Genomic DNA, 14,187 nt, shown 5'->3' on the forward strand with positions numbered 1-14,187 from the left:
TGAAAGAAAAGGAGGACAACGAGTATGGCAAAATGGGTTTACATGTTTCATGAAGGCAGTGCGAAAATGCGGGATCTGCTGGGTGGAAAAGGCGCGAACCTGGCCGAGATGACCAAGCTGAATATGCCGATTCCGCCGGGATTCACGATTACGACGGAAGCCTGCATCGACTATTACAATCAGAACGAATCGATTTCCCCGGAAATCGAAAAACAGATCTATGCGGCCCTTCAGAAACTGGAAAAAGAAAACGGCAAAATTTTCGGTGACGAAACGGATCCGCTGCTCCTCTCCGTGCGTTCCGGCGCCCGGGCCTCCATGCCGGGCATGATGGATACCATTCTGAACCTGGGACTGAATGATGTGTCCGTGGAGGGATTTGCCGCCAAGACCAATAATGTCCGCTTCGCGTATGATTCCTACCGCCGGTTTATCCAGATGTTTGCCAACGTGGTAATGGAAGTGCCGAACAGCGAATTCATGGAAATCATCGACCGGGTCAAAGACGCGAAAGGCGTGAAGTATGACATCGACCTGGATGAAAATGACATGAAGGTCCTGGTGGAGAAATTCAAGGAAGTATACAGAAACGAAAAAGGTACGGATTTCCCCCAGGATCCGAAAGTGCAGCTGATGGAATCCGTGATGGCAGTATTCCGCAGCTGGAACAATCCCAGAGCGATTGTATACCGCAGAATGAATGATATTCCGGGAGACTGGGGTACCGCAGTAAATATTCAGACCATGGTATTCGGAAACATGGGTCTGTCTTCCGGTACGGGCGTTGCGTTTACACGGAACCCGGCCACCGGGGAAAAGGGAATATACGGCGAGTATCTGACCAATGCCCAGGGGGAAGACGTGGTATCCGGTGTCCGCACACCACAGCCCATTGAAAAACTGGCCGAAGATTTTCCGGACTGTTACAAGGAATTCATGGACTATGCCATCAACCTGGAAAAGCACTACAAAGACATGCAGGATATGGAATTTACCATTCAGGAAGGAAAACTCTATTTCCTGCAGACCAGAAACGGAAAGCGGACAGCGGCAGCGGCAATCCGCATTGCCAAGGAACTGGTAGAGGAAGGCATGATCACACCGCAGGAGGCGATTCTGCGTATTGACGCAAAATCTCTGGATCAGCTGCTGCATCCGCAGTTTGATGAGGAAGCGCTGAAATCCGCAGAAAAAATCGGCGAGGCGCTGCCGGCATCGCCGGGTTCCGCCGCAGGACGGATTTTCTTCCACGCGGAGGACGCGAAAGAGGCCAAAGCCAGGGGTGAGCGTGTGATTCTGGTGCGCAAGGAGACCTCTGCGGATGATATTGAAGGCATGCACGCGGCAGAGGGAATTCTGACCGTTCGGGGCGGCATGACCAGCCATGCGGCGGTAGTGGCCCGCGGCATGGGCACCTGCTGTGTATCCGGCTGCAGTGAGATCGAAATTGACGAAAACAAGAAGACGATCCGTCTGGGCGGACATAAATACACCGAAGGGGATTACATTTCCTTAAACGGCACCACCGGTGAGATTTATGACGGCGACATCAAAACCGTGGATGCCCCCATCGCCGGAGATTTCGGACAGATCATGGAGTGGGCGGATGCTTTCCGCGCCATGGAAGTCCGTACCAACGCGGACAATCCGGAAGATACGGCCAATGCGGTGCGGCTGGGAGCCGAAGGCATCGGCCTGTGCCGGACCGAGCATATGTTTTTCGCGCCGGAGCGGATTAAGAAAATGCGCATCATGATTCTCTCCCGGACCAAGAAGGCAAGACAGGCGGCCCTGAATGACCTGCTGCCGTATCAGAAGTCGGATTTCAAGGCCATGTACAAAGCCCTGGAAGGCAGACCCATGGTGGTGCGCTATCTGGATCCGCCGCTGCATGAATTCCTGCCAAAGACCAGAGATGAGATGGAAGAGCTGGCCAAAAGCATGAATATGAGCATCGGCCATGTGCGTTCGGTCTGCGCGGAACTGCAGGAATTCAATCCTATGATGGGACACCGGGGCTGCCGTCTGGCCGTCACCTATCCGGAGATTGCCCGTTTCCAGACCCGGGCGGTGATGGAAGCGGCCATCGAAGTGATGGAAGAGACGGACTACACCATTACGCCGGAGATTATGATTCCGCTGGTGGGAGAGCGCCGGGAACTGAAATATATCAAAGATATCGTGGTGGAAACCGCGGAAGCCGTAAAGAAGATCTATGACTCCGACATCGAATATCACATCGGAACCATGGTTGAAATCCCGCGGGCGGCGCTGATGGCCGGGGATATCGCGAAAGAGGCGGAATTTTTCTCCTTCGGAACCAATGACCTGACCCAGCTGACCTTTGGGTTCTCCAGAGACGATGCGGGCAAGTTCCTGGAAGATTATTACAAAAACATGATCTATGAATTTGATCCCTTCCAGAAGTTGGATCAGAAGGGCGTAGGCCAACTGGTGGAAATGGGAGTGGCGCGGGGCCGCGCCCAGAGACCGGAGCTGATCTGCGGAATCTGCGGCGAGCATGGCGGAGATCCTGCCTCCATCGAGTTCTGCCACCGGGCAGGCCTGGACTATGTATCCTGCTCGCCCTACCGTGTGCCGATTGCGCGGGTGGCAGCGGCGCAGGCGAACATCAGGTATCCCCGCGGAAACACCCATCTTTACGATGGACAGAATTAAACCCGGCGCTGCGGCATAAAATACATCGGGTGCTGCTGCAGGAAATCCGACAGCAGCCGCATAGAAAAGGCGGCTGCTGAACAGAGAAAGAAGCAGCCGGACAGAACCAGCCAGCGCGGAGCGAAACAGCGGTTATGCCCGCACCGGAAAAGCCCGGCGGCCCATGGAAGAGGAAACTTCCGTGAGCCGCCGGGCTTTTTGTACCAGTGATTTCTGTGTGTCTCTGTACGCCCCTGCAGCCGCCGGAATTAGAATTCGGCGTAGGTAAACGTAGGGGAATTGGTTACCCCGGACAGCATAATAAAGAAAAAGATTGCCAGCAGAATACCCAGAAACAGAAGGGTATAGCTCCAGTATTCCCGATCCGTCAGAAGACGGAACAGTTTGTTTCGGGAGGGCTTCCCTGTGTTCTCCGGCGTTTGTTCCGCAGTGGGAAGGCCTGCATTTCTGCTGTCCGCCGCAGGTTCTGAGCCGGCGGCGGGGGAATTAATTTGATTTGTTGTAGAATTTGTAGATTTGTTCATTGATTGTCACCCAGCCCAGCTTATACGGATGCACCGCATCTTCAAAGAAATTTTTTGTGTAGGATTCATTGGACAGATCGGCGACCTGTGCCTGATAGCGGGAGGCGATATTGTCGATTTTGTATCGCAGCACATCCCGTCGGATTTCCGGAAGCCCTGTGTAGTCAAACCAGTAGCCGTTTACCGGCTGAAGGATCAGCAGCGGCTGAATGCCCTCTGCTTTGCAGACTTTCAGGAAACATTCCAGATCTTCGTATTCCGGAGAAACCTCATAACTGGAATCTCTGTGGAGCCCCCGGGCCTTTTCCTCGATATGGGAGAATTTCTTCCAGGCTTTGGGCGCCATGTAGTAGGGATTGTTCACGGCAGGAGAAGCAGAGACTGCTTTTTGTTTCCATTTTTCCCAGTTTATGTGTTTTAACGTGTCCGCCGGTCCCTGGTAGTGATCCAGAAAGCGGATGCCCTTCTTTTTCATGAGTATCCGCATGGTCAGATAATCCCGGTCTGTGGTATAGGCATTCAGGATACGGTAGGAGATCCGGTCAAACCCAGTTGCCTTCTTTCCGCCGACGCCGTTGATCCGGTTGTACAGGGCGGCGTGGCGCCGCAGGGTATCATTTTTTTTCAGCAGATGACGGCTGCGCCGGGCCACATATTCCTTGACATCCGCCGGCAGGTCCGGATTGCGCATAAAGGCGGAATATTCCGTTTCTGAAAAACGCATTTCATAACGGGCACCGGAGAGACCGCCCCGGTAAAACCAGGATGGGGAAAGGATCAGAACCACTTTTTTCCCTTTCAGCTGTCTGCCGACAGAACCCAGGACGATACTGTGATTCAGACACTGATTGTAGGCACAGCCGATGGTCATGATGTCCGTATTTGTTCGCTCCAGCAGGCGCTGCGGTCCATAGCTCAGTTTGGCGCCGTGACCGATTTCGGAGGAACCGAAGACCGGCATGGTGCTTTTGTGCAGGTTCTGAGAGATGGCGTTGTAAGAGTTGTCTTTAAAGGAACTGTACCAGTAATTGAATTTCCGGTTGTTGGTATTCAGATTTGGTGAGAGGGTTGCTAAAAAGACAGCAATCACAAGCAGGGTCACTGCGGAAGCAGTCAGGAATGCTGCTAGTTTCTTCATGACAGTTACTGCATCTTTCTGCTGACAACAGCGATGATTTTATTCGGGGTGTTCATTTCTTCTCTGGTTACTTCGGAGGGCGCGATGACCACGCCGAAATTCTCTTCGATTTCCACCAACAGTTCCGTGTAATCCATGGAATCCAGCAGATCTTCCTCCAGAAGGTCGATATCAGGATTTTCCTTAACGATTTCGTCTCCGCAGAGGTCTTCCAGAATGTTTAATAATTTTTCTCTCATGATAAAGTCTCCTTTTGCTGTTTGTTTGCTATAGTGCCCGGCAGATGCCTGCAAAGAGGTCGGTGTATTTGCCCGAGAAGATCAGAAAGCCGAACATGACCAGATGGAAGGTGATGAGCCATTCCATAAAGAGAAACCACTTCTCTTTCCGGTGTTTTTTATAAAATTTTGATTTTTTCTGCCAGATTTCTGTCAGGGACAGCAGTACGCCATGATACAGACCGTAGATGATGTACTGGGCAGACAGGCCGTGCCAGACCCCCATGATTCCCATGTTGATCAGGAATGCGATGGAAGCGCGGGCAAGCTTGTTTTTGCGGAGGATCTTCTTTTTGGTAAAGAACATGACTATCCGCGAGAAAAGAAAGTCCCGGAACCAGTGGGACAATGTGATGTGCCAGCGGTCCCAGAATTCTTTGATGTCCTTGCTGACGAAGGGGGCGTTGAAGTTGACCGGGACGCGGATGCCAAAGAGGGATCCGGCGCCGATGGCCATGAGGCTGTACCCCGCAAAGTCAAAAAACAGATAAAAGCCGTAAAAATACATGTACAGCAGTGTGAAACGAAAGCTGTGCTCACTGGTCAGCCGTACGACTCCCTGATAAAACAGGGCGGCGATGACGATCTTGTACAGCAGGCCCCGGCACAGGGAGAAAATCCCGCTGCCTACCAGCTCCAGATATTCCTTCCGGGGCATCACGGCGGCCAGATCTTCATGGAACCGCCTGCTTCTGTCAATGGGGCCGGACAGGATCGTAGGGAAAAACAGCAGCAGATAGAAGAATTCAAAGGGTTTGACTTCTTCGATCAGTCCGTCATAGATTTCGATGACAATCTGCGTTCCCTTAAAGGTCATATAGGAAATGCCGATGAAGGCAAAGATGTGGTGGGGATTGCCTGCCAGTCCGAATCCCTTGTTCAGCCCCAGGGGCAGCAGGGACAGAATCAGAAACAGCCAGTAGATGCCCGGTTTGCGTCCGTATCGGGTCCGCAGCTTCAGGTATGCCTGAATGATGCAGAATTCAAAGATACAGTACAGTCCCAGGTAAAAGAGGGCCAGAAGATTGTGTCCCAGAACCAGCCACAGGAACAGGAGGCTGACGGCGAATCCGTAGTATTTCAGAGGCTTTTCCAGTATGCCCAGGATGACGGCGGGAATGCCCACACCTGCCAGACATACGAAAAACCAGAAATCGGTAAAAAGTTCCATTTATACGCTCTGCTCCAGACTCTTGCGGTCTGCCTTTCCGTTATTAGTCATAGGGATATCGTTTGTAAAGATGATTTTTTTCGGAACCATATAGGCCGGGATCCGTTCTTTCAGCTTTTCACGGATCCACTTGCGGTCTGCATAGTTTCCCTCATATTCCGGCGCTACCACAAAGGCGGCCAGGTGGCGGATGGCGGAATCTTCCCACTTCGGCACAACGACGGCCTTGTGGATGCCGGTGATCTGCATCAGATTGCTTTCGATATCGCCCAGTTCAATGCGGTATCCGTGATATTTGACCTGCAGGTCGATGCGTCCTTCATAATAGAGGAGTCCGTCCTCCGCAAGCCATCCGGCATCACCGGTATGGTACGCCGGAAGCAGTGTTCCATTTACATCTGTTTTCGTAAAAGCCGCTGCGGTTCGTTCCGGATCCTGAAAGTATCCGGGGCTTACCGTGGTGCCAGCCAGGATGATTTCCCCCGTTTCTCCCGGTTTGGCTTCGCTGCCGTCTTCCCGCCGGATCAGGGCTTTGATCCCCGGCTGCGGGTATCCGATGGGCAGGGAAAGGCCGGATTTTACCATCTGTTCCGTGATTTCCACTGCGGACACGGCCACGGTGGCTTCGGTCGGGCCGTAGGAATTGATGACTTTCGCCTGTGGGAAGCGAATCATCAGCTGCTCCGCGGTATAGGCGGTCAGTGTCTCGCCGCAGAAAAGGAAGGTGTGCAGATCCGGCAGAAGACTGCCGTTGAATTCCGGGTCTGCCAGACACATGGCGGCGAAAGAGGGGGTGGATACCCAGCAGTTGATATGGGAGTCCGCCAGATAGGGCATCAGTTCTCTGGTATTCTGCTGGAGCGGTTTGTCTGTGGCCCATATGGTTCCGCCGGAAGCCAGCGCCGTGTAAGTATCCATGACCGAAAGGTCGAAGGAGTAAGGCGCCTGATTCAGAAAAGTGTTTCCTTCGGAACGCGCGGGCAGAGTGACTGACCATTCCAGGTAGTGGTTCAGATTGTCCGTGGAAATCTGCACGCCTTTTGGATTTCCGGTGCTGCCTGAGGTAAATATAATATAGAAGATATCCGTGCCGCTGCACTGAAAGCTCGAGTCGATGGTCTGGCTGTACTGGCAGACATCGTGGAGCTTCCGTTCGGAGATCAGCAGACGATCCTCCAGTTCCAGGGGTTCGGTGGCGATGACCAGATCGTTGTCTGCAGCTTCAATGATCTGGCGGACCCGATCCGGCGGCATGGAAATGTCTACCGGACAATAGGCTCTGCCGGACCGGACACAGGCCAGAAAACTGACCAGCATGTACGGACTCTTATGGCCGTATACGACAATCGGTTTGCGGCAGTCATCCTGAAGCAGCTGGATCCAGGCAGCCATCCGGCCGGAGCGTTCCCAGAGATCCCGGTAGGTGATTTCACCGAAACGGGAGTGAAATGCCAGCCGGTCCCCGTGTTCCCGGGCGGTCTGTTCAATTCGTGCTAGAATATTCATTTCGGAAATGTCCTCCTTTGACCTGTATGCAGGTATCAGATTTCGTATTTATGTATCCCGTGGAGCCGTGTGCCCAGCAGGAATCGTATGTTATCTTAGGATGTTTACATTAAAATAACCGGTGTTTTTTTCTTAAAGATTCTTAAAAGTCCCCGGGTACTGTAAAAAAAAACCTTGAAATGGTATATTGGTTACTGTATCAGGAAGCAATTGATTGTAAGGAATAAAAGACATGACGGACAGTACAGAGACAAAAATACTGGTAATTGAAGATGACAGAGATATTCGCGAGGGCATCCGCATTCTTCTGGAAGGAGAGGGATATGCGGTGGAAGAGGCGGAAAACGGGATGGAAGGCCTGAAAAAGCTGGACACAGACATGGATCTGGTAATCCTGGATATCATGATGCCCGGAATCTCCGGTTTAAAGACCTGCGAGGAGATCCGCAAGACATCCTACGTTCCGGTGCTGTTCCTGACAGCCAAATCCAAAGAATCCGACAAACTGATCGGCCTGATGGCAGGCGCTGACGACTACCTGTGCAAACCTTTTTCCTATTCCGAGCTTTTGGGCAGGGTCAAGGCGCTGGTTCGTCGGTACCAGATTTACAGCGGAAAAGGGCAGCCCCAGCAGACGCAGCAGGATACCATTCTGGAAATCGGGGAAATCAGACTGGACACCGCCCGCAATGATGTCTGGGTCCGGGGAGAAGAAATCCATCTGTCGGATATCGAATATCATATTCTCATGCTGCTGATGCAGTATCCGGGAAAAGTGTTTTCCGCCCAGAATATCTTTGAAAGCGTATGGAATGAGCCGTATTTCTATAATTCCAGCGGCACGATTATGGTGCATATCCGGAAACTGCGGCTGAAGATCGAGCGGGATCCGCAGAATCCGAAACATATCAAGACTGTATGGGGAAAGGGATACCGGTTTGAGTAAAAACAAATACAGCCTTCGCAAGAAGTTTGTGCTGGTGCTTGTCATCGACTTTTTTCTTGCCGCACTGGTTTGCCTGAGTGTACTGACCTTTGGCACATCCGTGCTGGACAGCCGCCGCGCGGATGGTACCGGTAAGGCCAGGATAGATAATAAAGAAACAGAACTTCAGGAATATATACAGGAGAATAAACTGAGCACAGACGATATGGACCAGGTCGATCAGTGGGTCAGAAAACAGTACGGCGTCTATCTGTCCATTTACCGGGGTAAGACCAATATCTATGATTCGGAGAATTACCCGGCGGTCGGCGGGGGAGAATTATCCGATGTGTATTACAGCGGAAGCTACTACAAACTGAAATTTAAGGATGCTGCTACAGATCTGTATTTACTCTGGGATTATGATCTGCAGTACTATATCGCGCTTATCATTGGATCCGTTGTACTGGGTGTAGTGGTCTTTCTCATTATTGCTCTGATTTATATCAACCGTCTGATCCGGAGGATCCGCAGGCTGGAGTCCGATGTGCGTGTACTGGCTGGCGGCGACCTCAATTATGTCATCGAGCATAAAGGCAGGGATGAACTGACGTCCCTTGCTTCGGAGCTGAATCAGATGCGGATTGCCATGAAGGAAAATATCGAACTGGAAGAGGCACTGAGCCAGGCAAACACCAGGCTGGTGACTAGCATGGCCCATGACCTGCGTACGCCGCTGACCACATTGATCCTGTATCTGGAACTGCTGAACAACAGAAAATACCGTTCAGAGGAAGAGCGGGACAGATACATCGGCAAATCTCTGCGAAAGGCACAGCAGATCAAGCATATGTCCGACCAGCTGTTTGAGCGGTTCCTGATTTTCCGGGACGATTCAGAAGCGACCAAACTGGAAGATCCGCAGCCGGTGGACTTTGTACTGGAAGACCTGCTGTCGGATACGATTATGTATCTGGAATCCCAGGGGTTCCGTGTGGAGACTGCGACCGCGTGGAATGCGCAGGAGCTGAATGCTGTAAAAATTGCGGTAGTCAGCGATTTCGTTACCAGAATCTTTGACAATATCAGTTCCAATCTGCTGAAATACGCGGACCGCAGGGCAGCGGTATTTATCGGGCTGTTTCGGGAAGACGGAAACATACGGCTGCAGTTTACCAACCGGATTGTTCCCAACCGTTCCGATCAGGAAAGTACCCGGATCGGCCTGATTAATGTTCGGCTGATGATGGAAAAAATGAACGGGGAAGCACTCATCGATGAGAATGCCTCCCACTTTTCGATTACCCTCATTTTCCCGGAAATTATATAACACACAAAACAGAACATAAAACAGAACACAAAATAGAACACAAAAAACGAAGAATCCGGAACCAGGGCTCCGGATTCTTCGTCAGGTTAAGAGAGAAAAAATTGGTAGTTATTCGGCTTTGCCGTCTAACCGGTCATAGTTCCAGCGGGTGAAATCCTTTAATGCGATCACTTCCGGCTCCTGAATGGATGCGACATCCGCATGATTCACCTGATACAGGGAAGCGATCTCATTCGTGGAACATGTTTTGTTCTCATTGGTTTTTGCGACAATAAATTCTCGTGTAGCAGCTCTTGCGCCGGCTACAACATCCCCAAATGCTGACATGATACATTCTCCTTTCAAAAATGTTCTGGTTTGTAGTATTATTATAGCTGATTTCACTTTTTTACGAAGCGGAATCCTTTTGGAATACAGAAGATAACCATACAAAAATAAGAAAGTGTTCTATGAAAGTTTACACAGAAAAATGGATAAGTGGTTTTAACCACGAAAAAAGGAGAAAAACAGATGTTTCGTAAAATGAGAAGATTTAAGCAGCAGATTTCACAGGAGGACTGTGAACAGATCCTCCGCCGGGAACCAAGAGGCGTGCTTGCGGTGCTGGGCGATGACGATTACCCTTATGCCGTGCCGCTGGACTTCCTGTATCAGGATGGCAGACTGTATTTTCACTGCGCCAAAGAAGGACATAAGCTGGATGCTATTGCCCGGCATGCCAAGGCATCCTTCTGCGTGATGGATCAGGGATTTCGAAAAGAAGGGGAATGGGCCCTGAACATCCGCAGTGTGATTGCCTTCGGACGGGTGCGTCTCGTGGCGGATCAGGAGAAGACTCTGGCAGTCGTGCGGGACCTTGGTCTGAAATACTATCCGGATGCGGGGGACGTGGATCTGGAGATCGAGCGGACGTTTCGGAATGTGCGGATTCTGGAGATGGAAATCGATCATATGACCGGCAAGCTGGTGAACGAATCCTGATTTTTTACAGAAGTTACAATATATTTACAAATTATGTTTTTAATTGACAGATAATAATAGGAGAAGTACGATATAAACAGATAATAAAAAGGGGCAAACATTGTTATCCCATGGGGAGGTGATAATGATGGAAAATAATTGGGGGAACCACTGTTTTATTCTGCTGTTTTCCACTGTTCCATAACGGGCTTATCAACTCATCAAACGCGGACCGCAAGGGAAAGGGATGCGGTTTGAGAGAAACGATTTCATGATTGAATAGGGAAACAGAAGCCGGCGGTAATTTATGGTTGTTGTATTCCATATGTTTTTGATGAAAGGGAGCCTATGAAAAAGAGAATATTTGCACTGTTGCTTTCCGGACTGCTTGCGGGAACTACCGCAATTCATCCGCAGCTGGCTCAGGCAGCAGGAACATAGAGTATTGCAGCAGATACGTATGTTATCCACACAGCAGATGAAAAATAAAAGTTATGACGGCATACGTATTCTGCGTCCATCTGTCACCTGGAAGCTGAATAATTTAAAAGGATATGCGAAATCGGCTAAAGAACCTGGTTATGCAAAGTATACTGAGGAGGACTGGAAAAAATGTTCGACCGAAAAAGCGGTCTGAAAGGCGGTGAAAAGCATGAAGAAAAGAAGCAGGAAACTCAGTGCTGTGGTACTGGCAGCAGGACTGGCAGTCACTGTCTTTGGAACGGGAGATCTTGCACAGGCGGCTGCAATCGGGTCTACGATCTACTGGGTGAACATCTTATACAAATTAAACCATTTTGATTATGAAAAAAATCCACGAGTTGTTGATGATTATAGCGATACTGTGAGTATACCGGAAAAGTTGCAGGAATATCTGAATACGGTTCACGTCAGCAAGGCATCTGTAAACAAGAAAACGTTTAAAGTAGGAGATAAGCTGACCTACCGGATTGTGCTGAAAGATAACGGGCTGAAATCCCTGGAATCCGATTCTATTGTAGATGAGGAAATTGATTACAGTTCTGTAAAATGTGTCGCATTGAATCTGGCGGCAAAAAAAAGCGGTCAGCGCGTGTGCCTTTACCTGAAGCCGGTACGGAAGAATGCTGACGGGAGTGTAGAGTGGAAAGGCAGTATGAAGATTCGGAAAGGAATGCAGCCAGGGAAATGGATCGTGCAGTCGATGGATGTAAATCCGAACACGACAGAGTGGCATGAGTGGGCCTTTTCTTTACTAAATAGAGAGCAAAATGGAAATCCGCAATATCCGGATCTATCCTGGGGGGACTTTAAAGTCACCGGAACAAAAACGGATCTGACGGCACCAAAAATAGTGCGATTGAAAAACCGTCGGGTATCCAAGCATCGGATTCAGGTACGGTGGAAAGTATTGGATCCGAGCGGGGCGTATTGTTATCTGGTGTGGGGAGGTGATGTTTATGGGGAACGGTTGAAAAAGACCGGGAACTATTACAAGATCACGGAGACAAAGAGTTGGCTGCAGGGTGACATCGGGCTGGTTGCGGTAGATACCTGGGGAAATCAGGTCTACTATGAAATTGTGAAGGGAAAGTGGAGGAATCCGATACGAACGGATCGTGCCTCCAGCCAAATTTCCATCCGGAAGATCACCCAGAAAAAGCCAACGGTAAAACCGGGAGAAATCCAGAAGATTACGCTTTCCATGAAATGGAAAAAGTTCAAACCGGAACGTATGAGAATTGATTACCGTGCCCCTTATGCGTATCTGTGGGATGACCCATCTGCCATAGTAGAGTTGAAGGCAAAGAACCGCAGCAAAACGAAATGGAGTGGAACTTTTCAGCTTAAACCGACTTCCAATTGGAAAGGAACCTGGAGTATTGCCAAGATCTGTGTATTTGGAAAAAACAGCAAGGGAAGGCGAGTAACGCTTACCATTGAAAACAGCAAATGGATGCCGTCCTCCCATGTCGGCAGCGGCTATCTGCGGGCGGATCTGAGCGGCGGAAATATCCGTGTACAGTAATTCTTCCATAAGAAAAACTGACAGTCAGGCCAGACAAAGGGGCGCCGGGATTCTGCACATCCGCAGAATCCCGGCGCCCCTTTGCGATAAAGCCTTTTAGGGGAACGGGGATCAGAGCTCTGCAGAAGCTTCAGTGGAAAGCTCAGAACTGGGAGAATCCGCCTCGTTTACACTGCGCACGACAAAGACGGATACCAGGAAAGCGGCCAGATAGAGTCCGGCCAGAACAAGAAAAACACTTTCGTAACGTCCGGTGCGGTTCATGAGAAACGCAGTGATTTGGTTGCCGGAAAGACCGGCAAATGCCCAGGCGGACAGCGCGAGCCCATGGATGTTGCTGATGTTTTTCATGCCGAACCGGCTGGAGAGCAGGGCCGGCAGTGTGCTGAAGCCGCCGCCGTAGCCTGCGTTGACGGTCAGCATCAGGAGGACAATAATACCCAGGATGCCTTTGGCAGCCGCTGATGTGAAAAAGGACAGCAGAACGGCGAGGAACGACATGGCGAAAATAATACGGTAAATGGTGTTTCGGTCTTTTAAATGGTCACTGACGGTGGAAAAGCCAATGCGTCCCAGCGCGTTGGAAGCGGCGGTGCAGGACTGGATCATGCTGACGGTAACGGCGCCGAAGCCCGCCAGCTGAAGAATCGGTTTTTCATAGGAGATCAGTGCCAGACCGCAGGTGATGTTTAAATAGAACATAATCCAGATGCCCAGGAACGTTTTGTTCCGGAACATCGCCAGCGGCCGGGAGGTTTTGTCCGGAACCGGTTCGGTCCAGCTGTCCGGCTTTTTCAGCAGAAAGTGGCCCAGAAGCATCAGGACAAAATATACGCCGCCCAGAATATAGAACATGGCGGCCAGACCGACACTGTCCTGCAGGGTGTTCATAATAGGGCTGGCAATGGCTTTTGCCAGACCGAATCCCATAATGGAAATGCCTGTGCCCAGTCCTTTCCGGTCATCAAACCAGAGCATCAGGGTTTTGACCGGCGTCAGATAGCCGATGCCCAGTCCGATCCCCATGATACAGCCGTAAAACAGGAAAATGCCGATGGTGGTGCCGACAGGACCCAGAACCGACGCGAACTGAATACAGGCGCCGGTACCCAGCATGCCGCAGGTAAAGCAGATCGCTGCCAGCAGAGAGGATTTGTGGATATCAGCTTCGACAAAACGGCCGGCGAAGGCGGCGGACATACCGAGAAAGAAGATGGCCAGGGAAAAGGCAAATCCGATGACAGAAGGACGAACGCCGATTTGTTCACTCAAAGCTGCGCTGAAAGATGACCAGCAGTATACCGTCCCTATGCTGCAGTGGATGAGCAGCGCCGGAATGGCAGCGCGTGTCCATCTGTTTTCCAGAAAATTCATGAGATTCCTCCTAACAAGAGATACATGTGAAGGCTGTCCTTTTTTCTGCTTTTTTTGGGGGGGGGCAGAGCAGACAGAAAAACTCTGAAAAGGCTCAGGACTCCCGAAAAAAGGGCGAAAAAAAGACAACCCGGTGACGAGTTGCCCAGGCGGTCGGCGTATCCTATCTGGGTGCACTGTGTTCCTTCACATATCCGCCAGCACCTTCAGATGAGGATAGTGTACAGAAGAAAAGGGATGGTGTCAACAGAAATGTATTTTTATGAGTACATCTGTCAGTTGTGAGGGGCAGAA

At 50.6% G+C, this 14,187-nt stretch carries 12 protein-coding genes; 6 read left to right on the forward strand and 6 right to left on the reverse strand.

Annotated elements, in window-relative coordinates; genetic code table 11:
• The first annotated feature begins 24 nt into the window (after positions 1-24).
• Positions 25-2,679: a pyruvate, phosphate dikinase gene (gene ppdK / locus CXIVA_RS07970; RefSeq protein WP_013977499.1), complete on the forward strand. Its 2,655-nt coding sequence runs from the start codon at positions 25-27 to the stop codon at positions 2,677-2,679.
• Positions 2,680-3,165: 486 nt separating this feature from the next.
• Here ppdK and dltD read toward each other — a convergent pair whose 3' ends face one another.
• Genes dltD through dltA form a run of 4 tightly spaced genes read right to left on the reverse strand, consistent with a single transcriptional unit; the run spans position 3,166 to position 7,296 of the window.
• The gene (gene dltD, locus CXIVA_RS07980; RefSeq protein ID WP_013977501.1) at positions 3,166-4,341 is read right to left on the reverse strand and encodes a D-alanyl-lipoteichoic acid biosynthesis protein DltD; all 1,176 of its coding nucleotides are present in this window, start codon (positions 4,339-4,341) and stop codon (positions 3,166-3,168) included.
• Between the two features lie 5 nt (positions 4,342-4,346).
• Positions 4,347-4,580 carry a D-alanine--poly(phosphoribitol) ligase subunit DltC gene (dltC, locus tag CXIVA_RS07985; RefSeq protein ID WP_013977502.1) on the reverse strand — a complete coding sequence of 78 codons (234 nt, stop codon included), beginning with the start codon at positions 4,578-4,580 and terminating at the stop codon, positions 4,347-4,349.
• Between the two features lie 28 nt (positions 4,581-4,608).
• Positions 4,609-5,790 (reverse strand): D-alanyl-lipoteichoic acid biosynthesis protein DltB, encoded by a 1,182-nt coding sequence (dltB, locus tag CXIVA_RS07990; RefSeq protein WP_013977503.1) that lies wholly within the window; start codon positions 5,788-5,790, stop codon positions 4,609-4,611.
• A complete protein-coding gene (gene dltA, locus CXIVA_RS07995; protein WP_013977504.1) occupies positions 5,791-7,296 on the reverse strand; it encodes a D-alanine--poly(phosphoribitol) ligase subunit DltA in 1,506 nt (501 codons plus the stop codon).
• 232 nt (positions 7,297-7,528) lie between these two features.
• Here dltA and CXIVA_RS08000 point away from each other — a divergent pair, with 232 nt between their 5' ends.
• On the forward strand, positions 7,529-8,242 hold the full coding sequence (locus CXIVA_RS08000; protein ID WP_013977505.1) for a response regulator transcription factor: 714 nt from the start codon (positions 7,529-7,531) through the stop codon (positions 8,240-8,242).
• Complete coding sequence (locus CXIVA_RS08005) at positions 8,235-9,551, forward strand: HAMP domain-containing sensor histidine kinase (RefSeq protein WP_013977506.1); 1,317 nt, start codon at positions 8,235-8,237, stop codon at positions 9,549-9,551. The genes CXIVA_RS08000 and CXIVA_RS08005 overlap by 8 nt, the downstream gene beginning before the upstream one ends.
• A gap of 108 nt (positions 9,552-9,659) precedes the next feature.
• On the opposite strand, the gene CXIVA_RS08010 is transcribed toward CXIVA_RS08005, so the two are convergent.
• Positions 9,660-9,878, reverse strand: coding sequence for a hypothetical protein (locus CXIVA_RS08010; protein WP_013977507.1), 219 nt, complete (start codon positions 9,876-9,878; stop codon positions 9,660-9,662).
• Between the two features lie 183 nt (positions 9,879-10,061).
• On the opposite strand from CXIVA_RS08010, the gene CXIVA_RS08015 reads away from it, so the two are divergent.
• From CXIVA_RS08015 to CXIVA_RS08020, 3 genes are all read left to right on the forward strand, one after another.
• Positions 10,062-10,532, forward strand: coding sequence for a pyridoxamine 5'-phosphate oxidase family protein (locus CXIVA_RS08015; protein WP_013977508.1), 471 nt, complete (start codon positions 10,062-10,064; stop codon positions 10,530-10,532).
• A gap of 439 nt (positions 10,533-10,971) precedes the next feature.
• Positions 10,972-11,148 carry a hypothetical protein gene (locus CXIVA_RS14110; protein ID WP_013977509.1) on the forward strand — a complete coding sequence of 59 codons (177 nt, stop codon included), beginning with the start codon at positions 10,972-10,974 and terminating at the stop codon, positions 11,146-11,148.
• A 15-nt stretch (positions 11,149-11,163) separates the two neighbouring features.
• On the forward strand, positions 11,164-12,519 hold the full coding sequence (locus tag CXIVA_RS08020; protein WP_013977510.1) for a GTPase: 1,356 nt from the start codon (positions 11,164-11,166) through the stop codon (positions 12,517-12,519).
• A 111-nt stretch (positions 12,520-12,630) separates the two neighbouring features.
• Here the strand turns inward: CXIVA_RS08020 and CXIVA_RS08025 are convergent, their stop codons facing one another.
• A complete protein-coding gene (locus CXIVA_RS08025) occupies positions 12,631-13,893 on the reverse strand; it encodes an OFA family MFS transporter (protein WP_013977511.1) in 1,263 nt (420 codons plus the stop codon).
• Positions 13,894-14,187: the final 294 nt, after the last annotated feature.

This window comes from Clostridium sp. SY8519 (genome assembly GCF_000270305.1).
Lineage (GTDB): Bacteria > Bacillota > Clostridia > Lachnospirales > Lachnospiraceae > SY8519.